17 protein-coding genes are annotated in these 19,606 nt (G+C 62.2%); 3 read left to right on the top strand and 14 right to left on the bottom strand.

The window, feature by feature from the left end:
* Nucleotides 1-50 precede the first annotated feature (50 nt).
* From pcaF to paaA, 10 genes are all read right to left on the bottom strand, one after another.
* Entirely contained in the window at nt 51-1,256 is a 1,206-nt protein-coding gene (gene pcaF, locus MRBLMS1_RS20900) for a 3-oxoadipyl-CoA thiolase (protein WP_485881596.1), read from the bottom strand.
* Between the two features lie 22 nt (nt 1,257-1,278).
* Nucleotides 1,279-2,607, bottom strand: a complete 1,329-nt coding sequence (gene paaK, locus MRBLMS1_RS20905; protein ID WP_128143227.1) for a phenylacetate--CoA ligase PaaK — start codon at nt 2,605-2,607, stop codon at nt 1,279-1,281.
* Between the two features lie 67 nt (nt 2,608-2,674).
* The gene (gene paaI / locus MRBLMS1_RS20910; protein ID WP_411268322.1) at nt 2,675-3,100 is read right to left on the bottom strand and encodes a hydroxyphenylacetyl-CoA thioesterase PaaI; all 426 of its coding nucleotides are present in this window, start codon (nt 3,098-3,100) and stop codon (nt 2,675-2,677) included.
* A 22-nt stretch (nt 3,101-3,122) separates the two neighbouring features.
* Nucleotides 3,123-4,691, bottom strand: a complete 1,569-nt coding sequence (gene paaH / locus MRBLMS1_RS20915) for a 3-hydroxyacyl-CoA dehydrogenase PaaH (RefSeq protein WP_485881599.1) — start codon at nt 4,689-4,691, stop codon at nt 3,123-3,125.
* 1 nt (nt 4,692) lies between these two features.
* On the bottom strand, nt 4,693-5,484 hold the full coding sequence (paaG, locus tag MRBLMS1_RS20920; RefSeq protein WP_485881601.1) for a 2-(1,2-epoxy-1,2-dihydrophenyl)acetyl-CoA isomerase PaaG: 792 nt from the start codon (nt 5,482-5,484) through the stop codon (nt 4,693-4,695).
* A gap of 92 nt (nt 5,485-5,576) precedes the next feature.
* The gene (gene paaE, locus MRBLMS1_RS20925; protein WP_485881603.1) at nt 5,577-6,656 is read right to left on the bottom strand and encodes a 1,2-phenylacetyl-CoA epoxidase subunit PaaE; all 1,080 of its coding nucleotides are present in this window, start codon (nt 6,654-6,656) and stop codon (nt 5,577-5,579) included.
* Between the two features lie 40 nt (nt 6,657-6,696).
* Entirely contained in the window at nt 6,697-7,224 is a 528-nt protein-coding gene (paaD, locus tag MRBLMS1_RS20930) for a 1,2-phenylacetyl-CoA epoxidase subunit PaaD (RefSeq protein WP_139090687.1), read from the bottom strand.
* Complete coding sequence (paaC, locus tag MRBLMS1_RS20935) at nt 7,224-7,976, bottom strand: 1,2-phenylacetyl-CoA epoxidase subunit PaaC (RefSeq protein WP_485881605.1); 753 nt, start codon at nt 7,974-7,976, stop codon at nt 7,224-7,226. Before paaC ends, paaD begins: the two co-directional genes overlap by 1 nt.
* Before the next feature lie 14 nt (nt 7,977-7,990).
* The gene (gene paaB / locus MRBLMS1_RS20940) at nt 7,991-8,275 is read right to left on the bottom strand and encodes a 1,2-phenylacetyl-CoA epoxidase subunit PaaB (protein WP_034746356.1); all 285 of its coding nucleotides are present in this window, start codon (nt 8,273-8,275) and stop codon (nt 7,991-7,993) included.
* A 28-nt stretch (nt 8,276-8,303) separates the two neighbouring features.
* Nucleotides 8,304-9,293 (bottom strand): 1,2-phenylacetyl-CoA epoxidase subunit PaaA, encoded by a 990-nt coding sequence (paaA, locus tag MRBLMS1_RS20945; protein ID WP_034746354.1) that lies wholly within the window; start codon nt 9,291-9,293, stop codon nt 8,304-8,306.
* Nucleotides 9,294-9,560: 267 nt separating this feature from the next.
* Here paaA and paaX point away from each other — a divergent pair, with 267 nt between their 5' ends.
* Complete coding sequence (gene paaX / locus MRBLMS1_RS20950) at nt 9,561-10,490, top strand: phenylacetic acid degradation operon negative regulatory protein PaaX (protein WP_485881608.1); 930 nt, start codon at nt 9,561-9,563, stop codon at nt 10,488-10,490.
* Between the two features lie 97 nt (nt 10,491-10,587).
* On the opposite strand, the gene MRBLMS1_RS20955 is transcribed toward paaX, so the two are convergent.
* A complete protein-coding gene (locus tag MRBLMS1_RS20955; RefSeq protein ID WP_485881610.1) occupies nt 10,588-10,842 on the bottom strand; it encodes a hypothetical protein in 255 nt (84 codons plus the stop codon).
* A 141-nt stretch (nt 10,843-10,983) separates the two neighbouring features.
* Here MRBLMS1_RS20955 and MRBLMS1_RS20960 point away from each other — a divergent pair, with 141 nt between their 5' ends.
* Together MRBLMS1_RS20960 and MRBLMS1_RS20965 are read left to right on the top strand one after the other, a co-directional pair.
* Nucleotides 10,984-12,108 carry a M14 family metallopeptidase gene (locus MRBLMS1_RS20960; protein WP_034746346.1) on the top strand — a complete coding sequence of 375 codons (1,125 nt, stop codon included), beginning with the start codon at nt 10,984-10,986 and terminating at the stop codon, nt 12,106-12,108.
* Nucleotides 12,109-12,486: 378 nt separating this feature from the next.
* Nucleotides 12,487-14,202: a methyl-accepting chemotaxis protein gene (locus MRBLMS1_RS20965; RefSeq protein WP_485881612.1), complete on the top strand. Its 1,716-nt coding sequence runs from the start codon at nt 12,487-12,489 to the stop codon at nt 14,200-14,202.
* Between the two features lie 25 nt (nt 14,203-14,227).
* Here the strand turns inward: MRBLMS1_RS20965 and MRBLMS1_RS20970 are convergent, their stop codons facing one another.
* The 3 genes from MRBLMS1_RS20970 to pmbA all read right to left on the bottom strand — a co-directional run bounded on the left by MRBLMS1_RS20970 (nt 14,228) and on the right by pmbA (nt 19,555).
* Nucleotides 14,228-15,535, bottom strand: coding sequence for an aminotransferase class V-fold PLP-dependent enzyme (locus MRBLMS1_RS20970; protein ID WP_485881613.1), 1,308 nt, complete (start codon nt 15,533-15,535; stop codon nt 14,228-14,230).
* A gap of 12 nt (nt 15,536-15,547) precedes the next feature.
* Nucleotides 15,548-17,959 (bottom strand): TonB-dependent receptor plug domain-containing protein, encoded by a 2,412-nt coding sequence (locus tag MRBLMS1_RS20975; RefSeq protein ID WP_485881615.1) that lies wholly within the window; start codon nt 17,957-17,959, stop codon nt 15,548-15,550.
* A 243-nt stretch (nt 17,960-18,202) separates the two neighbouring features.
* Nucleotides 18,203-19,555, bottom strand: a complete 1,353-nt coding sequence (gene pmbA / locus MRBLMS1_RS20980) for a metalloprotease PmbA (protein WP_456147788.1) — start codon at nt 19,553-19,555, stop codon at nt 18,203-18,205.
* Between the last annotated feature and the right edge of the window lie 51 nt (nt 19,556-19,606).

A 19,606-nucleotide genomic window follows, 5' to 3' on the forward strand; every position in this document is an offset into this window, starting at 1 on the left:
GCGCTTTTCTTACAAGCCTGCGCCTTTTGTTTTTACTTAGCTTTACGCGTTTATACGCGTTCAATCACGACAGCAATCCCCTGCCCCACGCCGATGCACATGGTGCACAGCGCATAGCGCCCGCCCGTGCGCTCCAACTGGTTCAGGGCTGCCATCACCAGGCGCGCGCCCGATGCGCCCAGCGGGTGGCCGATGGCGATCGCGCCGCCATTCGGGTTCACGTGGGCCGCATCGTCCGCCAGGCCCAGGTCGCGCGTGACGGCCAGCGCCTGTGCCGCAAACGCTTCATTGAGTTCGATGACGTCCATCTGCTCGATGCTCAATCCCGTTTGCGCCAGCACCTTGCGCGACGCGGGCGATGGGCCAAAGCCCATGATGCGCGGCGCCAGGCCGGCCGTGGCCATGCCCAGCACTTTTGCGCGCGGCGTCAATTTGTATTTATCGACGGCGGCGGCGGACGCCAGCAGGATGGCGCAGGCGCCATCATTCAAGCCCGAGGCATTGCCGGCCGTGACGGTGCCGTCAGCCTTGACCACGCCCTTGAGCTTTGCCAGCATCTCCAGCGAGGTATCGGGACGCGGATGTTCATCGCTGGTGACCATTTTCGGATCGCCCTTTTTTTGCGGCACGGCGACGGGCACGATTTCGCGCTCGAACACGCCGGCCGCGTGGGCGGCGGCCCAGCGCTGCTGGCTGCGCAAGGCCAGGGCATCCTGGTCGGCGCGGCTGATGCCGAACTCCACGGCCACGTTTTCCGCCGTTTCCGGCATGGTGTCGATGCCGTACTGCGCCTTCATCTTGCCGTTCACAAAACGCCAGCCCAGGGTCGTGTCCTCGATTTTCGCCGCGCGCGAAAACGCGCTGTCGGCCTTGCCCATCACGAAAGGCGCGCGCGTCATGCTTTCGACGCCGCCGGCGATGATCAGTTCCGCTTCTCCGGCCTTGATGGAGCGGGCAGCCATGCCCACGGCGTCCAGGCTGGAACCGCACAGGCGGTTGATGGTATTGGCCGGCACTGCCGCCGGCAAGCCGGCCAGCAGCGCGGCCATGCGGCCCACGTTGCGGTTGTCTTCGCCCGCCTGGTTGGCGCAGCCGTAAAACACGTCGTCGATGGCGGACCAGTCGACGGAAGGGTTGCGGGCGATCAGCGAGGCGATCGGCAGCGCGCCCAGGTCGTCCGCGCGCACGCTGGCCAGGGCGCCGCCGTAGCGGCCGAAAGGAGTGCGTACGGCGTCACAGATAAAGGCTTCGTTCATGTTTGCTTCCTTGTTCGGGCTATCAGGAGAAAATTTTCGGGCGCTGGTCGACCACGCGGCGGGCCTTGCCCGTCAAGGTGCGTTCGATGCCGGCGGCGGCCACCAGGCGCACGCGCGTGCTCACCCCCACATGCGTCTTGATGCGGTGTTCCAGTTCGCGCGCCAGCGCGTCCGTTTCGCTGGCCGAGATGGTGGCGGTCAGGTCGATGCGCAGCTCGGCGATCACTTCCAGTTTGTCGAGGTGGCCGTCGCGCGTGACCACCAGCTGGTATTGCGGCGCCAGACGCGGCATCTTGAGGATCAGCTCTTCGATCTGCGTGGGGAAGACGTTCACGCCACGGATGATCAGCATGTCGTCGGAACGGCCTGTGATCTTGCCGATGCGGCGCATCGAGCGCGACGTCGGCGGCAGCAAACGGGTCAGGTCGCGCGTGCGGTAGCGGATGATGGGCAGCGCTTCTTTCGACAAGGAGGTAAACACCAGTTCGCCCTCCGCGCCGTCCGGCAGCACCTCGCCCGTTTCTGGATCGATGATCTCCGGGTAGAAATGGTCTTCCCAGATGACGGGACCATCCTTGCTCTCGATGCATTCGGATGCCACGCCAGGGCCCATCACTTCGGACAAGCCGTAGATGTCGACGGCGTCGATGCCGGCGCGCGCCTCGATTTCCGAACGCATGGCGTCCGTCCACGGCTCGGCGCCGAAGATGCCCACTTTCAGCGACGATTCGGCCGGGTCCAGGCCCTGGCGCGTGAATTCCTCGATGATGTTGAGCATGTACGATGGCGTGACCATGATGATCGATGGCTTGAAATCCTGGATCAATTGCACCTGCTTTTCCGTCTGCCCGCCCGACATCGGGATGACCGTGCAACCCAGGCGTTCGGCGCCGTAGTGCGCGCCCAGGCCGCCCGTGAACAGGCCGTAGCCGTAGGAGATATGCACCATGTCGCCCGCGCGCCCGCCGCCTGCGCGGATCGAACGCGCCACCACGTTGGCCCAGGTATCGATATCGTTCTGCGTGTAGCCGACCACCGTGGCCTTGCCCGTGGTGCCGCTCGACGCGTGGATGCGCACCACTTGCTCGCGCGGCACGGCGAACAGGCCGAACGGGTAATTGTCGCGCAAGACTTTTTTATCGGTGAACGGGAATTTGGCCAGGTCCGCCAGGGATTTGAGGTCGTCCGGATGCACGCCCGCTTCGTCAAAAGCGGCGCGGTAATGGGGCACGTTGTCATACGCGTGCTTGAGCGTCCATTTCATGCGTTCGAGCTGCAGCGCCTGCAGTTCATCCTTGCTGGCGCGCTCGATCGGCTCGAGGTCATTCGGGGAAGGCGTACGTTGGACCATCATTGTCTCCTGTTTAATTCTTTAACTGTTCAATCGGTACTGGCAGTTCAAACCTGCTCTTGTCACTTCAATTGCTGATCACTTCACCGGCCACGCGGATCGACTTGCCGCGGAAGAGCGCAATGGCGCGGCCTTCCTGGTTGCTGACCTTGACGTCATAGACGCCGCTCTTGCCAGCCAGCGCCTGCTCGACGGCGTGCGCCGTCAGCACGTCGCCTTCGCGGCCCGGCGCCAGGTAGTCGATGGTGCAGCCGGCGCCCACGGTGTTCATGTTGTAGCTGTTGCATGCAAAGGCGAAGGCGCTGTCGGCCAGGGCGAAGATGAAACCGCCGTGGCAGGTCTGGTGGCCGTTGAGCATGTCGGCGCGCACCGTCATCGTCATGCGCGCATGACCGGGGCCCACGTCGGCCAGGGCGATGCCCATGGCGGCGGTGGCGTTATCGCGCGACAGCATCGAGGCGGCAGCCGCTTCGGCCAGGGCTTGCGCGCTCATGTTGTGGTCCTTATTTGACATATCATTCGGCATGAAACGGTGCTCCATTGGCGAGTTTGCGGCGCAGCAGCGGCGAGACCCGGTAGCGGTCTTCGCCATAGCCCAGCGCCAGGTGCTGCAATACGGTGACGATGTGCTGGACGCCGACGGCATCGGCCCAGGCCAGCGGTCCGCGCGGATAGTTAACGCCCTTCTGCATGGCGATATCGACGGCGGCCACCGTGCACACGCCCTGGTTGACGGCGTCGGCCGCTTCATTGGCCAGCATGGCGACCGTGCGCATGACGGCCAGGCCAGGCACGTCGTCCAGGCGCGTGACGATGAAACCGGCGGCCTGGAACAGGCCGACGACGGCCGCGTAGGCGGCATCGCTGCACTGGTCGGCACGGGCCACTGCGATGCGTTTGGCACCGGCGTAATCGAGCGCCAGGTCGAACAGCACCGTGTCCGGATGCTGGTTGTCGTGCGCGCGCTGGGTGGCGCTGCGGCCATCGGTGAGGTAAATCGCGGCGCCATGGCAATGCAGGGCCGGCGCTTCGTCGTGCGCCTGGCCTTCCTGCATCACGCGGCGGCTGACGGTGATACCGGCCTGCTCCAGCCGCTGCACCAGGCTGTGGATGATGCCGCTGTGGCCACGGCCATCGCCGCCGATGGCGGCCGACAGGGCGATGAATTCCGGTGTCGGCTGCGCGCTCTCCGCCTGCGCCACAGGCGCGCTGGCGCCTTCGCCATACGGGTAGAAGCCGCGGCCCGATTTACGGCCGAGGAAACCGGCGTTGACCATTTCCTGTTGCAGCACGGAAGGCGTGAAGCGCGGGTCGTTGAAATAGGCGCCGAACACGGATTGCGTGACGGAGAAATTCACGTCGTGGCCAATCAGGTCCATCAATTCGAAGGGCCCCATGCGGAAACCGCCCGCTTCGCGCAGCACCGCATCGATGGTGGCGGCATCGCCCGCCTGTTCGTTCAACAGGCGCCAGCCTTCCGCATAGAATGGACGGGCGACACGGTTGACGATGAAGCCGGGCGTCGATTTCGCATGCACGGGGTTCTTGCCCCAGGCGATGGACGTGTCATAGACGGTGGCGGCGACCTGCTCGCTGGTGGCCAGGCCACTGATCACTTCAACCAGCGCCATCAGGGGCACGGGATTAAAGAAATGCATGCCGACCAGGCGCTCCGGGCGGCGCAGTTTGGCGGCAATCGCCGTGACGGAAATCGACGACGTGTTCGTCGCCAGGATGCAGTCGTCGCTGACCAGCGCTTCCAGTTCGGCGAACAGGCCACGCTTGACGTCGAGGTTTTCCACGATGGCTTCCACCACCAGGGCGCAATCGCTCACATCGGCCAGGCTGCCGGCCGCCTGCAGGCGCGCCGTGGCGGCGCTGGCTTCATCCGCCGTCATGCGGCCCTTCTCAGCCAGCTTCGCATACATCTTGCCAATGTCGGCCAGTGCCTTGCTGACGGCTTCCGCCCGCGTGTCGTACAACTTGACGCGGTAGCCGGCGGCGGCCGCCACCTGCGCGATGCCGGCGCCCATGGCGCCGCTGCCGATGACGGCGACGATATTGTTGTTGTCCAAAGCTGCCATATCAACGTCCCTTGAATTGCGGTGCGCGCTTTTCCATGAAGGCGGCCACGCCTTCGCGGTAATCGTCGCTGTTACCGAGATCGCTCATCATGCGCGCTTCCAGCGTAAGCTGCTGCGGCAGGGTATTGGCTCCGCTGGCGGCCAGCGCCTGCTTGGTGCAGGCCAGACCCTTGGTCGGCGCCGTGGAAAAGTGCACGGCCAGCTTGCGCGTTTCTTCGGCCAGCTGCGCGTCGTCCACGCATTTCCAGATCAGGCCCCAGTCTTCCGCTTTTTCCGCCGTCAGTTTTTCACCGAGCATGGCCAGGCCCATGGCGCGCGCGGAACCGATCAAACGTGGCAGGAAGAAGGTGCCGCCCGTGTCCGGGATCAGGCCCAGCTTGCAAAACACTTCGACGAAACTGGCCGATTTGCCGGCGATGACGATGTCGCAGGCCAGCGCCAGATTGGCGCCCGCGCCGGCCGCCACGCCGTTGACGGCGCAAATCACGGGCATGGGCAAAGCCTTCAAGGCCAGCACCAGCGGCGCATAGTTCTTTTCCACCGATTCGCCCAGGTCCACGCCTTTCGAACCCGGTTCCACGGCGCGGTCGGACAAATCCTGGCCCGCGCAAAAACCGCGGCCCGCGCCCGTCAGCACGAAGACGCGCACGGTACTGTCCGCATTGACTTTCGCAATCGCGTCGCGCACTTCCTCGTGCATGGCTTGCGTAAAGCTATTGAGCTTGTCGGGACGGTTCAGGGTCAGGGTGGCGATACCCTGCTCGATGGTGAAGAGGATGTTTTGGTAGGTCATGGCGTGTCTCGTCTACGTTTATTTTTAACCCAGGTGCCAGTGCCGGGGTCAGACCTTAAGGTCTGACCCCAGATGTTGTTTGGGGTCTGCGTTTACTCTGCCTGGTCGAAATCGACAATCACCTTGTCGGTGACAGGAAAACTCTGGCAGCTCAGCACAAAACCGCGCGCCACTTCGTAGTCTTCCAACGCGTAGTTGACGTCCATTTCGACCTTGCCGTCGAGGATCTTGCAGCGGCAGGTCGAGCATACGCCGCCCTTGCACGAGTAGCGCATGTCCAGCCCGGCGCGCAGGCCCGCGTCGAGGATGGATTCCTTGTCCTTGTCCATCGTGAAGGTGGTGTGGTTGCCGTCCATGATGACGGTCACTTCCGTTTCCTGCACAGTATCGGCGGCCAGCTGGGCGCGCGGCTTGTGGGCATTTTTCGGAATGCTGGCGGCGAACAGTTCGATCTTGATGTTCTGCTTCGGCATGCCGGCCGCCTGCAGGGCGGCGGAGACACCGAGCATCATGTCTTCCGGGCCGCAGATAAACGCATTGTCGTAGTCTTCCACCTTGATCCAGTGCTGCAGGAACTGCTCGCATTTTTCCTGCGTGATGCGGCCGTTGAACAATTCGATGTCCTGCTGCTCGCGACTCATCACGTAGACGAGGTTCAGACGCTCGAGGTACACGTCTTTCAAGTCCGTCAATTCTTCCTTGAAGATGACGGATGACGAGGCGCGGTTGCCGTAGAACAGGGTAAAGCGGCTCAGGGGTTCCGTCAGCAGAGTCGTCTTGATGATGGAGAGGATGGGCGTGATGCCGCTGCCGGCCGCAAAGGCCAGGTAGTGCTTGCGGTTGACACAATCGAGCGGCACGTTGAAGTGACCCATGGGCGGCATCACCTCGATGGTGGCGCCAGCTTTCAGGGTGTCGTTCGCCCAGGTCGAGAAGGCGCCGCCGGGCGTGCGCTTGATGGCCACGCGCAGGGTGCCGTCCTGCACCGCCGAACAGATCGAGTACGAGCGGCGCACGTCTTCCGCATTGATATTGGCGCGCAGGGTCAGGTGCTGGCCTTGATGGAAGCGGAACTGCTGCTGCAACTCAAATGGCACGTCGAACGTGACGGCGATGGTGTCGCGCGTTTCGTTGCGCACGTTGGCCACGGACAGCGGATAAAATTTACTCATGCTTCATCTCCAGTTTCTTCGGAACGTGTGCCTGATTTTTTTAGTGGCACTTGAAGTAGTCAAACGGTTCGCGGCAATCCATGCATTTATACAGGGCCTTGCACGGCGTGGAGCCGAACTGGCTGGTCAGCTGCGTGTGCGTCGAGCCGCAGTTCGGGCAGATCACGTCCAGCTTGGGCATCGCCTGGCGCTTGACGCCGCCACGCAAACCGCTGATGTCGATCACCTGCTGCTGCGGCGGGGCGATGCCATAGCCTTTCAGCTTGGCCTTGCCCGCTTCGCTCATCCAGTCCGTCGTCCAGGCGGGCGCCAGCTGGTTCACCAAGGTCACCTTGGCCACGCCATGGCTGCGCAAGGCATCCGTGACGGCGTCGGCGATCACCTGCATGGCCGGGCAGCCCGAATACGTGGGCGTGATCGTCACGATGCACGCATCGCCATCCGTGACTTCGACGGCGCGCACGATGCCCAGGTCCACCACCGAAATGACGGGGATTTCCGGGTCCGGCACGTCGCCGAGCCAGGCCCAGACCTGGGCGGCGTCCAGCGCTGCCGTAGCCGTGTTCATTACCACTCCGCCCCGGGATAGGCGCGCTGCAGGAACTGCATCTCGGCCAGGATAAAACCCAGGTGCTCCGTGTGCGTGCCCTGCTTGCCGCCCTTTTGCATCCAGGCGTCGGGCGCCGGCATGGTCAAGGTGGCTTCGGCGAAGATCTCGGCCACGTGTTCGAGGAAAGCGCGGCGCAGCACGTCCGACGGCGGCGCGATGCCGGCGGCGACCATGGCCTGGTCGACGGCGTCGTACGTGAACATCTCGCCCGTGTACATCCACAGCTTGTCGGCGGCGGCCTGCGTTTTCGCATGGCTGTCGGCCGTACCGTCGCCGAGGCGCACGATCAGGTCGCCGCTGCGGCGCAAGTGATACGTGACTTCCTTGATCGACTTTTGCGCCACTTCGACGATGCGCACATCCGCCGATTTCGTCAGTTCCAGCAGCTGGAAGTAGTGCCAGCTGTCGAAAAAGAACTGACGCATCATGGTGTCGGCGTAATTGCCGTTCGGCTGTTCGACCAGCAGGCAGTTCTTGAAGTCGTGGGCGTCGCGCAAAAAGGCGATGTCGTCCTCGTCGCGGCCCGCGTTTTCCAGCTCGGCCGCATAGCTGAACCACAAGCGCGTCTGGCCCAGCAAGTCCAGCGCCACATTGGTCAGCGCCATGTCTTCTTCCAGCGCCGGACCCTTGCCGCACAGCTGCGACAGCTGCTGGCTGAGGATCAGGGCGTTGTCGCCCAGGCGCAAGAGGTAATTGACCTTATCATCCATTGCAGGCGCTCCCATCACAGATTCTTGACTTCTTCCGGCATCGGGAAGAAGGTGGGATGGCGGTACACCTTGCTGTTCGACGGTTCGAACAGGGCGCCCTTGTCGCCGGGGCTGCTGGCGACGATATCGGCCGCGCGCACCACCCAGATGCTGACGCCTTCATTGCGACGCGTGTAGACGTCGCGCGCATGGTTGACCGCCATGGTGGCGTCGGAAGCGTGCAGGCTACCCACATGCTTGTGCGCCAGGCCGTGCTGGCTGCGGATGAAAACTTCCCACAATGGCCATTCTTTGCTCATGTTGCTATCCCCTATCTGTCTTGTGTATTTACGCTGCCGCTTTGTTAGCAGCCTGCTTGTCTGCATACGCGACCAAGGCATCGCGGAACCATGCGCCGTCTTCATACGCTTTTACGCGCGTTTGCAGGCGTTCGCGGTTGCACGGGCCATTGCCCTTCAGGACGTTGTTGAACTCGGACCAGTCGATCTCGCCGAATTCATAATGGCCCGTTTCCGCATTGAACTTCAGGTCGGGATCGGGCACGGTCAAGCCCAGGTATTCGATTTGCGGCACGGTCTGGTCGACCATGCGCTGGCGCAGTTCGTCGTTCGAGAACAGCTTGATGCGCCATTGCGCCGACTGGGCGCTGTTGACGGAGGCGGCGTCGGACGGGCCGAACATCATCAAGGATGGCCACCACCAGCGGTTCAGCGCATCCTGCGCCATGGCTTTCTGCTCGGGCGTGCCCTTGCACAGCGACATCATGATGTCGTAGCCCTGGCGCGCATGGAACGATTCTTCCTTGCAGACGCGGATCATGGCGCGCGCATATGGACCATACGAGCAGCGACACAGGGGAATCTGGTTGATGATGGCCGAGCCGTCGACGAGCCAGCCGATGGCGCCCATGTCGGCCCACGACAGGGTCGGATAGTTGAAGATGCTGGAATACTTGGCTTTGCCCGAGTGCAAGGCGGCCAGCAAGTCGTCGCGCGATACGCCCAGGGTTTCCGCGGCGCTGTACAGGTACAGGCCGTGGCCCGCTTCGTCCTGGATCTTCGCCAGCAGGATCGATTTGCGTTTCAGGGTCGGCGCGCGCGTGACCCAGTTACCTTCGGGCAATTGGCCGACGATTTCCGAGTGTGCGTGCTGCGAAATCTGGCGGATCAGGGTCTTGCGGTAGGCATCCGGCATCCAGTCCTTGGCCTCGATCTTGATGCCTTCGTCGATGCGCGCCTGGAAAGCGCGCTCTTCTTGACCCATGTCGTCGAGGGAACGGACGTTCTTGAGGCCGGTTTCAACCATTTGTGCGTACATGATGTGTCTCCCATGTCTTTGATTTTGCGCAGCAACGCGGTGCGATAAACAGATAATACGATACAAAAATCGATTTGCATACACTTGATATGAATCATTTTAAAAAATCGTATCTTGTGCAGCTTTTTTGTGCGTATGATATTGCTTATGAGAAAACACCATGGAGCGCCACCAGCGCTTCCGGCAAATTATTGCCGCGCTACCCGCGCAGCCAAGTAAACTGCTGCTTTTATTGATTCGACCGCAACACGGCCAGACCGGAACCACATGAAGAACACCCGCTGCACGGCATGGATAGCCGATTTCCTGGAAAGCGACCCACCGCGCTCGAAGTCCCTGGTGATGACCATCTTTGGCGACGCCATCGTGCCGCGCGGCGGCGCCATCTGGCTGGGCAGCCTGATCGAACTGCTGGCGCCATTCGGCGTCAATGACCGGCTATTGCGCACCAGCGTGTTCCGCCTGGCGCAGGAAGGCTGGCTCAGCTCGCAGCGCGACGGCCGCCGCAGTGCCTATACGATACGCCCAGAGGCGCTGGCCCGCTTCGAACGCGCCTACCGCCGCATCTATGCGCCGCTGGTCGTGCATTGGGATGGCAGCTGGACCCTGGTGATCGGGCCGGCCGGCAGTATCGGCGCGGCCGAGCGGGGGGCGCTGCGCAAGGAATTATTGTGGGCCGGCTATGGTTTGATTTCTCCCGGCATCTTTGGCCACCCCGCCAGCAATGCGGAAGCGCTGGAAGATATCCTCGTACGCAACGAGGTGCAGGGCAAGCTGTACGTCTGCCACACCACGGAATTGCCGGGCGTGAGCACGCGTCCCCTGCGCGACATGGTGGGCGACTGCTGGGACTTGTCGGAAGTGATGGCCGGCTACGAAAAATTCATCGCCAGCTTCCAGCCCCTGCTGACCCTGCTGCAGGAAGAACCCGTGTTCGATGCGGAGCAGGCGTTCGTCATCCGCTCGCTGCTGACGCACGCCTACCGCCGCGTGCAATTGCACGACCCGCAACTGCCCGTCGAACTGCTGCCCGAACCGTGGCCCGGCACGCAAGCGTATGTGCTGGCGCGCGACCTGTACCGCATCACGTATGCACCTGCAGAGGAACATATCCTGGCAACATTGCGGCGCGAGGATGCGCAGGCGCCGGACGTCGAGCCGTGGTTTTTTGAACGTTTTGGCGGCCTGACTACTTGAACGTCTGAAAAATGTTCAGGGCCAGGCGCGTGGCCGCAGGCAGTACGACTAGTACGCCAAGGCCACGCAACGCCGCCATGGGCATTTTCTCAGGCGTTCACTGCTTCGCCACTACTTGCTTGGCCCCCGCCAACAAATCCTGCCCCAGCTTTTCCAGCGCATTGACCTGCACCAGCATGGTGTCGAGGATGGCGACGTTGAACGTGTATTCGGCCGGCGTCGTATAGCCGGGGAAACGTATGATGCGCAGCAATTCCTGCAAGGTCGTGCCCTTGCCCAGATGCGCCAGGGCGTCGCTGAGGGCGCTGACTTTCTTTTCCAGTTCGCGTATGTGTTTGCCGTTGTCATCCATGATGATCTCCCCGTGTTGGAGCTTCCACGTTAGCAAAGCATGTCCGTCATCGCTTGCGCCAGCACAAAGGCCACCGCAAAACAGGTATCATCGCGCCATTGCACACGATGCAAAACCCATACGTTTTTATCAGGAACACTCATGACCATTAAAATCAGCCAGCAATTCGACGCCGGCGCGATCGAGGTGCTGCGCGCCGACGATGCCCAATCCATCGAGCTGAACATCCGCAAGGATTCCCACGCCGACATCACGCAGTGGTTTTACTTCCGCCTGCAAGGCGCGCAAGGCGAAGCGTGCACGATCCGCTTCATGAACGCAGGCAAGTCGGCCTACCCGGACGGCTGGAAAGATTACCAGGCTGTCGCCAGCTACGACCGCGAAACCTGGTTCCGCGTGCCGACCAGCTTTGACGGCACGGTGATGACGATCGAACATACGCCCGAAGAAGAAAGCGTGTACTACGCCTACTTCGAGCCGTATCCATGGGACCGCCACCTGGCCCTGATCGACAGCGCGCAAGCGTCGCCGCTGGTGCGCCTGATCGACCTGGGCAGCACCGTCGAAGGCCGCGACATGAATCTGCTGGTCGTCGGCGACGCCGATGCCGAGAAAAAAGTCTGGGTCATCGCGCGCCAGCATCCCGGTGAAACGATGGCCGAATGGTTTGTCGAAGGCATGCTCGAAGCCTTGCTGGACCAGGCCAATCCGTTTGCCCGCCAGTGCCTGCAGGACGCCGTCTTCTACGTGGTGCCGAACATGAATCCTGACGGCTCCGTGCATGGCAACCTGCGCACCAACGCGGCCGGCGCCAACCTGAACCGCGAATGGATGACGCCGACGATGGAGCGCAGCCCGGAAGTATTCCTGGTGAAACAAAAAATGCATGAAATCGGTTGCGACCTGTTCCTCGACGTGCATGGCGACGAAGGCTTGCCTTACGTCTTTGTGGCCGGCAGCGACGCGCTGGAAAATTTCACGCCAGCACAAAAAGCCGAGCAAGACCGCTTCATCGCCGACTTCAAGGTGGCCAGCCCCGACTTCCAGGATGAGCACGGCTACGAAGACGGCCCGTTCACGCCGGAAGTGCTGACCATGGGTTCGCCCCACATCACCCACGCCTTCGGCTGCCTGTCGCTGACCCTGGAATTGCCGTTCAAGGACAACGCCAACGATCCCGACCCGCAAACGGGCTGGAGCGGCGCTCGCAGCGCCGCCCTGGGCGCGGCCGTGCTGCAGCCTATCCTGTCCACCTTGCGCGCCTGAGCGCCAGGGCCACACCGGTCCGCTTGACCCCATGCCCCGCTCGCCGGGGCATTTTTTTTGCCCGCGCGGCAAGCGTTGCTGGCCCGGTGATTTTTTGCGCGAACATCTTGCCTGTCAGAAATTATCGTCCTACACTAAACAACAAAATCGGACCGTGCCATTCTGCGCGGACCCTCAAGAATACGCCGCTGGCCCCGTCGCCGGCGCTCTGCAATGCGCATCCATGGCATTGCCCTTGACATCACGGCCCCATACCTGCCGAGCTAGCTCTCTGTAACGCAAAACTGACCGCATCAGCATCGTCACGGACGGACGCCGCCTGTCCGCAGGACGATGCCCAGCGCACGCTTTCCGCTTTCCGCCAAGGATGAATGACTTATGTCCAAGCTTAAAATCAGTACCCGCCTGGCCTTCAGTTTCGGCCTGATCATTGTCCTGCTTATCATGGTGGCATTTGTTTCCATCAGCCGTATCCGCAACATCAATGCCTCGACGGAAAAAATCCTCAATGACCGCTATGCCAAGGTCATGCTGTCCAATGCGATACAGTCCGAGGTCAATGTCCAGGCCCGTATCTTGGGCATCGCCATCATCGGCGCCAACGATGCTGACGAAGTCAGCAGTTCCATAACCAAGGTACAGGCGTCGGTCAAAAAGAACGTGGAACTGCTGGCGCGCCTGAAAGTCCTGGTCAACACGCCCAAAGGCCAGGAGCTGTTCCAGGCCGTGGCGAACGGCCACGAAGCCTATGGCAAGACGCGCGATGCGAATATCAAGCTGTTACAAGAAGGCAAATCGGAAACGGCGGGCATTTTCCTGCTGACGCAGCTGCGTTATCCGCAAGAAAAATTCCTGACTGCACTGGCGGCCATGGCCAGCTTCCAGGAATTGCTGATGGAAAGCGAAGGCAAGCAAGCCGCCGCCGATGGGCGCATGGCCATCATCCTGTCCCTGTCCCTGTCGGTCGCCGCGACGGCCATTGCCATTGCACTGGCCATGCTGATCAGCCGCTCGATCAGCCGCCCCATCGGCGAAGCCGTCAAGGTGGCGCAACGGGTGGCAGCCGGCGACTTGTCGGTCACCATCGATGCGCGCGGCAACGATGAAACGGGCCTGCTGCTGCGGGCCTTGAAAGAGATGAATGACAATCTGCAAGGCATCGTGGCCCGCGTGCGCCATGGCACGGATGCCATCGCCCACGGCTCGCGTGAAATCGCCTCCGGCAATATGGATCTGTCGTCGCGCACGGAACAGCAAGCCAGCTCGCTGGAAGAAACGGCCTCATCGATGGAGGAACTGACGTCGACCGTCAAGCAGAATGGCGAAAATGCGCGCCAGGCCAACCAGATGGCGCAATCGGCTTCCAGCGTGGCCAGCAAGGGCGGCCAGGTAGTGGCCGAAGTGATCACGACCATGGATTCCATCAATGCCTCGTCGAAGAAAATCGCCGACATCATCGGTGTCATCGACGGCATTGCCTTCCAGACCAATATCCTGGCCCTGAATGCGGCCGTGGAAGCGGCCAGGGCGGGCGAGCAGGGACAGGGCTTTGCCGTGGTCGCCACGGAAGTGCGCAACCTGGCCCACCGCTCCGCCTCCGCCGCGAAGGAAATCAAGATCCTCATCGACGACTCCGTGCACCAGGTCAACCTTGGCAGCAGCCTCGTGAACCAGGCGGGCAGCACCATGGAAGAGATCGTCAGCAGCGTGCGGCGCGTCACGGACATCATGGCCGAGATCACGTCCGCCAGCAACGAGCAGGAAGCGGGCATTGAACAGATCAACCAGGCCATCACGGAAATGGATGCCGTGACACAGCAAAATGCGGCCCTCGTGGAAGAGGCCGCTGCCGCGTCCGAAGCCCTGCAGGATCAGGCCGGCATCCTGGCCGAAGCCGTCAGCGTGTTCAAGCTCGACGGCACGCAGGCGCTGCCACCGGCGCAGGTGCAGGTGCAAGCCATCCGCGCTCCGGCACGCGCGCCAGTCAAGCTTGCCGCCGCGCCACGCGCCACGGCCACTGCCGTCCCCGCCAGGAAAGCAGGCAAGGCGGGGGCACTGGCCGTGGTCGCCGATACCGATTGGGAAGAGTACTGAGACCATCCCCCCTGCCGAAGCAAACTCAGCCCTTGGCCACCTTGCGCAAGGCATCGACCAGCCGGTCCAGATGCGACTCCGGTGTAAAGATGCCTGGCGTGACGCGCACGCATGCACCGCTGGCAAGACCGTCGCGCGGCACGGCAAAGATGCCGTGTTCCTGCACCAGCTTTTTCGACAGGGCATAACTGTCGGCCACGCTGGTCTTGCCTTTCAAGCGGAACGAGGCGATGGCGCTCGTCAGGCGCGGATCGCTCGATGCCAGCACCTCGATGCCATCAATGCCGCGTGCGGCTTCCACCCAGCGGTTGCGCAGCAGCCGCAGCCGCGCCTGCTTGTTGGCCACGCCGATCTGCGCATGCAAGTCCAGCGCCGCTGGCAAGCTCAGGTAGGCGGCGAAATTCACCGTGCCCGTGTGCACGCGGGTGCGGATATCGTCGCCCGCCTTTTCTCCCAGCCAGGGATCGATATCGGCCACCCTGGCCCGCTTGATGTAGGCAGCGCCCACGCCGACGGGTGCGCCTATCCATTTGTGCAAGTTGATGCCGGCAAAGTCCGCCTGCAAATCGGGGATCGTCATGTCCAGCTGGCCAAAACCGTGCGCCGTATCGACGATGACATCGATACCGCGCGCGCGCGCCAGACGGCTGATCTCGGCCACGGGCAAGACCATGCCGTTACGGTGATTGACATGTGTCAGCAGCATCAGTTTCAAGGCCGGATGACGCTCCATGGCGGCAACATAGGCGGCAACGACGTTGTCATGCGTAAACGGTTCCGGCATGGCGATATGGACCACCTGGGCGCCGCGCCGCTGCTGCAACCAGCGCGTGACGGTGATCATATTGTCGTAATCAATGTCCGCGTATAACACCGCATCGCCGGGCTGCAAGCGGTTATAGCCGGCGATCAAGACTTGCAGCGCTTCCGTGGCACCCCGCGTCAGCACGATTTCATCGATGGCCACGCCCAGCGCCCTGGCCGCCGCCGCGCGCGCCGCCTCGAAGTCGGCCGGAAAACGCATGCGCGCATACCAGGCGTTATCGCGGTTGACCATGGCCAGTTGCTGCTCGTAATGACGCAGCACGGGCCTGGCCATCGAACCCCAGTAGGCATTGTCGAGTTGCACGATGGCATCCGCCGTGTCGTATTGCGCGGCGACCGCCTGCCAATAAGCCTGGTTGCTGGCCAAGGCTTCCGGCGAGGTGCCGGCCGGCACCGCTGGCAAAGGTGGAGCCAAGCCGGACGCAGCAGTCGATCCTGCGCCCACCGTCAAAGGCAGCGCCGCCGCCAGTGTACCCGCGCGCAACAGGGCGCGGCGTTGTGGATTCATCGTCATCTCCCCTTAAAATTTCACTTTGTACTCGACGTACAGATTGCGGCCGTCCGTGTCGTAGGGTGCGTTGCGCGAATAGATCAGACCGCGGCTGGCCTGGAAGCTGGCCTCATCAGGATACTTGTCCAGCACGTTGTCGACGCCAGCACGGATCGATTGCTTGTCGTTGATCTTGTAGCTGACGGCCAGGTCGAGAAATTGCATGGCGCCAAAGCGCTGGAAGATATCGCCCGTGGCATTGCCGGAATTGTCCGTCCACGCGCCGTAGTAGCGCACGCGGGCCAGCGTATTCCAGCTGCCGAGGTCATAGTTGCCGCTGATGGTGGCTTTCTGCCGCGGCAGGCGCTCTTCGAACACCTGGCGCTGGGCTGGATTGGTCACCAGGCTGGACTTGCCGCCATCGACTTTCGTCGTGTTGTAGTTATACGCCAGGGTCAAGTTCAACTTGCCGTCGCCGATACGGCTCAGGTGGCTGCCCACGATATCGATGCCGCGCGTGGTGGTATCGAAGTCATTCGTAAAATAACTGACCGAGGTGTAACGCAAGGGATTGGCCACGCCGGCCGGCACGGCGAATGCGGCGGACGTGCTGAAGCGGTCGCTGACCTTGATGTCATACACGTCGACGGAACCGGAGAAACCGGCCGGCGTCTTCCAGGTAAAACCCAGCGACAGGTTCTTCGATTTTTCCGGCTTCAGCGCCTGCGCACCGAGCAGGATGGCCAGTGGATCGTTGTTGGCCAGGCGGCCGCTAGTAAACAACAGCAGGGTCTTGGTGTCGAGGCCCTGGTTCGTGCTGTTGGTGTTCGACTGGCCAGGTGTTGGGGCACGGAAACCCGTCGAGTAGGAGCCGCGCAAGGCCAGGTCTTCGCTCAGTGCGTAGCGGGCGGACAACTTGCCGTTGACGGTACTGCCAAATTCCGAGAAATGCTCATAGCGGGCCGCGCCGCCCAGACTCAGGGCCTTCGTGACGGGCACTTCCACGTCCAGATAGGCCGCATAGCTATCCTGGCCCCAGCTGCCCGCCTGGCGGTCGCTGAAACCGGGGGCGCCGTTGGCGTTCGCGTCGAGACCGATGGCCGCGCCCGGCCCCACCGTCCAGGATGCCGCATCGCCCGCCTTCACGCCATACGTTTCGTTACGCGCTTCCGCGCCGAAGGCGATGTTGACCGGTTGCGGCAAGGAAGCCACGGGGAATTCATAGTTGAAGTTGGCGTTGAGAATCTTTTCCGCCTGCGACAACTGGCCCAGGTAGAAGGCCGTCGGGCTGGCCGGCCCCATCGAGGCATTGATGGAATTGGCCAAGTTGTAATCAATGCGGTTACGGCCGTAGGAAGCGCTCACATCCCAGCCGAAGCGATCATTGAAGTGACCACGCACACCGGCGACCAATTGCAAGTCATCCTGGTCGTTCGAATAGCTGGGGCTGAAGCCGAGCGGATACAGCCTGCGCAAATCCCAGCCGGGGAACAAGCTGCTGGTTTTATAGGCGCCCGTGCTGGTGTCGGGATTCCGCCAATTGAAATCCGAGGTGCCGTCGCTGCGGCTGAACAGGCCGAAACCGTACAGTTCCATCGTGTCGGACAGGGCCATGCTGGCATTGAAGCCGATGCGCTTGCTGTCGAGTTCAGGCTGGCCCCAGCGCTGCACGGGATTGGGCACCTTCAGTTCCGGATGGGCGTTCTGGAAAGCGATGGCGTCGGCCCGCTGGCGCGTGCGCGACGTAGGGTCGGACTGGGCCAGCGCGCCGAAAATCGTCGCCTTGCCCGTCTCGCCAAAGGCAAAGCCCGTCTTCAGGTTGATCTCATTGCCCTTGCCATCGCCTTCCGAATATTGCGAGTGGTGCACGGAGATTTCCGTACCGGGCGTATCGTCGAGAATGATGTTGATCACGCCGGCGATCGCGTCGGAACCGTACTGCGCCGAGGCGCCGTCACGCAGCACTTCGATGCGCTTGATGGCGGACACGGGAATCTGCGCCAGGTCGGGCGCCTGCGCGCCGCGCGCACCCAGCAGGGCGCTGCGGTGGAAACGCTTGCCGTTAATCAGCACCAAAGTCTGGTCCGGAGACAGGCCGCGCAGGGTAGCGGGACGCACGAAGACTTGCCCGTCAGCCATCGGCAAGCGCTGCACCACGTACGAAGGAACCAGTTGCGCCAGTACGTCGTTCAAATCCGACGACTCGACGGCGCCGATATCTTCGCGGTTGAAGACATCCACGGGCGCCATGGTGTCGAATTGCGTACGGTTGCTGCCCCGCGTGCCAGTGACGATCACGGCTTGCGGGGTATCAATAGCGTCGCTGGCGGAAACAGGGGCAGCGAGCGCGTCGCCATGGGCTTGTGCCTGATTGGCGAACACGGCGGTCATGGCACACATCAGGGCCACCGCGCGGGCGATGCGGGTACGGGAGTCGGTCATGGAGAGTTCACTATGCAGGTTTGATCAACAACAACGCGTCACAGCAAGATACGCATCTTGCATGAAATATCACGAAGTTCGGCTTACTTACATTAAAAGCATCTAAATTGCGCCAATAACGTCCGATGGCGACATCATACGAAGGCAATATTTCATCCGTATGACGAGCTGATCACTGCTGGAAAAACCGCCCGCCCATGAAAAAAGGCGCCAGCGGCGCCTTGAGTGAAGCACATAACGACGTCAGCCGCCGGCCACCACCATGCTCTCGATGAGGATGGACCCCGTCTCTTTGGTGCCGCGGCGCAAGGCGTCGGCGCCCACGGCCACGATGTTGCGCAGCATGTCCTTCATGTTGCCGGCGATGGTGATTTCTTCCACCGGGTATTGAATGACGCCATTTTCTACCCAGAAACCGGACGCGCCGCGCGAATAGTCGCCCGTCACGTAATTGGTTCCTTGCCCCATCAGTTCCGTCACCAGCAAGCCCGTACCCAGCTTTTTCAACATGGCGACAAAATCGTCGCTGGCGGCCGTCAGCTTCGAGGTCAGGTACAGATTGTGCGAACCGCCCGCGTTGCCTGTCGTCTGCATGCCCAGCTTGCGGGCCGTGTAAGTCGACAGGAAATAGCCTTGCACCACGCCATCCTTGACGACGTCGCGGCTGACGGTTTTCACGCCTTCTTCATCGAACGGCGCCGAACCGACGCCGCCGATCACGTGCGGGTCTTCGAAGATCTGCACGTGCGACGGCAGCACTTGCGTGCCCAGCGAGTCGTTCAGGAACGTGGACTTGCGGTACAGGGCGCCGCCCGAGGTCGCTTGCACATAGGTACCGAGCAAACCGGCCGCCAGCGGCGCCTCGAACAGCACGGGGCAAGTGCGCGTGCCGAGTTTGCGCGCATTCAGGCGCGACAGGGCGCGCTCGGCGGCGTAACGGCCGATGGCTTCCGGGCTAGCCATTTTGGCGGCGTCGCGCACGGATGAATACCAGTCGTCGCGCTGCATCTTGGCGCCCTTGCCGGCGATGGGCGCCACGGACAGGGTGTGGCGCGAAAACGGGTAGCCGCCGATGAAGCCGCGCGAATTGGCGGACACAAAATGCGATTGCTGCACGTGCACGCTGGCGCCCTCGCTGTTGGTGATGCGCGGGTCGACGGCAAACGCGGCCGCTTCGGCCCGCTGGGCCAGCGCGACGGCTTCCTCGGTGGAAATGAGCCACGGATAGAACAGTTGCAAGTCGCGGGGGGACATTTCCAGCATGTCGGCGTCGGCCAGGCCGGCGCAATCGTCCTCGGCAGTGAAGCGGGCGATGTTGTAGGCGGCGTCCACCGTGGCGCGCAGTGCGGACGGCGAAAAGTCGGAAGTGCTGGCATTGCCGCGCTTCTTGCCGACAAACACGGTCACGCCCATGCCCTTGTCCTTGTTTTGCTCGATCGTCTCGATCTTGCCTTTTCGTACAGAAACGGACAGGCCACCGCCTTCGCTGACTTCGACGGCAGCGTCGGTGCCGCCCGCTTCCCGCGCAAAAGACAACACATCACGGGCCAGTTGCTGCAATTGCTCTTGACTATGGGTAAATACGGAGTCGTTCATGCGCTGTTTTCTTCGGAAAGCCGCTAAAAAGGTTATCATAGCAGTCGTTTA

Source organism: Massilia sp. LMS1-1-1.1 (assembly GCF_040815535.1).
In the GTDB taxonomy this organism is placed as follows: domain Bacteria; phylum Pseudomonadota; class Gammaproteobacteria; order Burkholderiales; family Burkholderiaceae_D; genus Janthinobacterium; species Janthinobacterium aestuarii.

Bases quoted from the DNA above. Each gene is read 5' to 3' on its own strand.
- pcaF (WP_485881596.1), bottom strand. From the start codon at position 1,256: ATGAACGAAGCCTTTATCTGTGACGCCGTACGCACTCCTTTCGGCCGC.
- paaX (WP_485881608.1), top strand. From the start codon at position 9,561: ATGAAGAACACCCGCTGCACGGCATGGATAGCCGATTTCCTGGAAAGC.
- paaB (WP_034746356.1), bottom strand. From the start codon at position 8,275: ATGAGCAAAGAATGGCCATTGTGGGAAGTTTTCATCCGCAGCCAGCAC.
- paaE (WP_485881603.1), bottom strand. From the start codon at position 6,656: ATGAGTAAATTTTATCCGCTGTCCGTGGCCAACGTGCGCAACGAAACG.
- MRBLMS1_RS20965 (WP_485881612.1), top strand. From the start codon at position 12,487: ATGTCCAAGCTTAAAATCAGTACCCGCCTGGCCTTCAGTTTCGGCCTG.
- MRBLMS1_RS20975 (WP_485881615.1), bottom strand. From the start codon at position 17,959: ATGACCGACTCCCGTACCCGCATCGCCCGCGCGGTGGCCCTGATGTGT.
- pmbA (WP_456147788.1), bottom strand. From the start codon at position 19,555: ATGAACGACTCCGTATTTACCCATAGTCAAGAGCAATTGCAGCAACTG.
- paaA (WP_034746354.1), bottom strand. From the start codon at position 9,293: ATGTACGCACAAATGGTTGAAACCGGCCTCAAGAACGTCCGTTCCCTC.
- paaG (WP_485881601.1), bottom strand. From the start codon at position 5,484: ATGACCTACCAAAACATCCTCTTCACCATCGAGCAGGGTATCGCCACC.
- paaK (WP_128143227.1), bottom strand. From the start codon at position 2,607: ATGGTCCAACGTACGCCTTCCCCGAATGACCTCGAGCCGATCGAGCGC.
- paaC (WP_485881605.1), bottom strand. From the start codon at position 7,976: ATGGATGATAAGGTCAATTACCTCTTGCGCCTGGGCGACAACGCCCTG.
- paaD (WP_139090687.1), bottom strand. From the start codon at position 7,224: ATGAACACGGCTACGGCAGCGCTGGACGCCGCCCAGGTCTGGGCCTGG.
- MRBLMS1_RS20955 (WP_485881610.1), bottom strand. From the start codon at position 10,842: ATGGATGACAACGGCAAACACATACGCGAACTGGAAAAGAAAGTCAGC.
- MRBLMS1_RS20960 (WP_034746346.1), top strand. From the start codon at position 10,984: ATGACCATTAAAATCAGCCAGCAATTCGACGCCGGCGCGATCGAGGTG.
- paaH (WP_485881599.1), bottom strand. From the start codon at position 4,691: ATGGCAGCTTTGGACAACAACAATATCGTCGCCGTCATCGGCAGCGGC.
- paaI (WP_411268322.1), bottom strand. From the start codon at position 3,100: ATGAGCGCGCAAGCCCTGGCCGAAGCGGCTGCCGCCTCGATGCTGTCG.
- MRBLMS1_RS20970 (WP_485881613.1), bottom strand. From the start codon at position 15,535: ATGAATCCACAACGCCGCGCCCTGTTGCGCGCGGGTACACTGGCGGCG.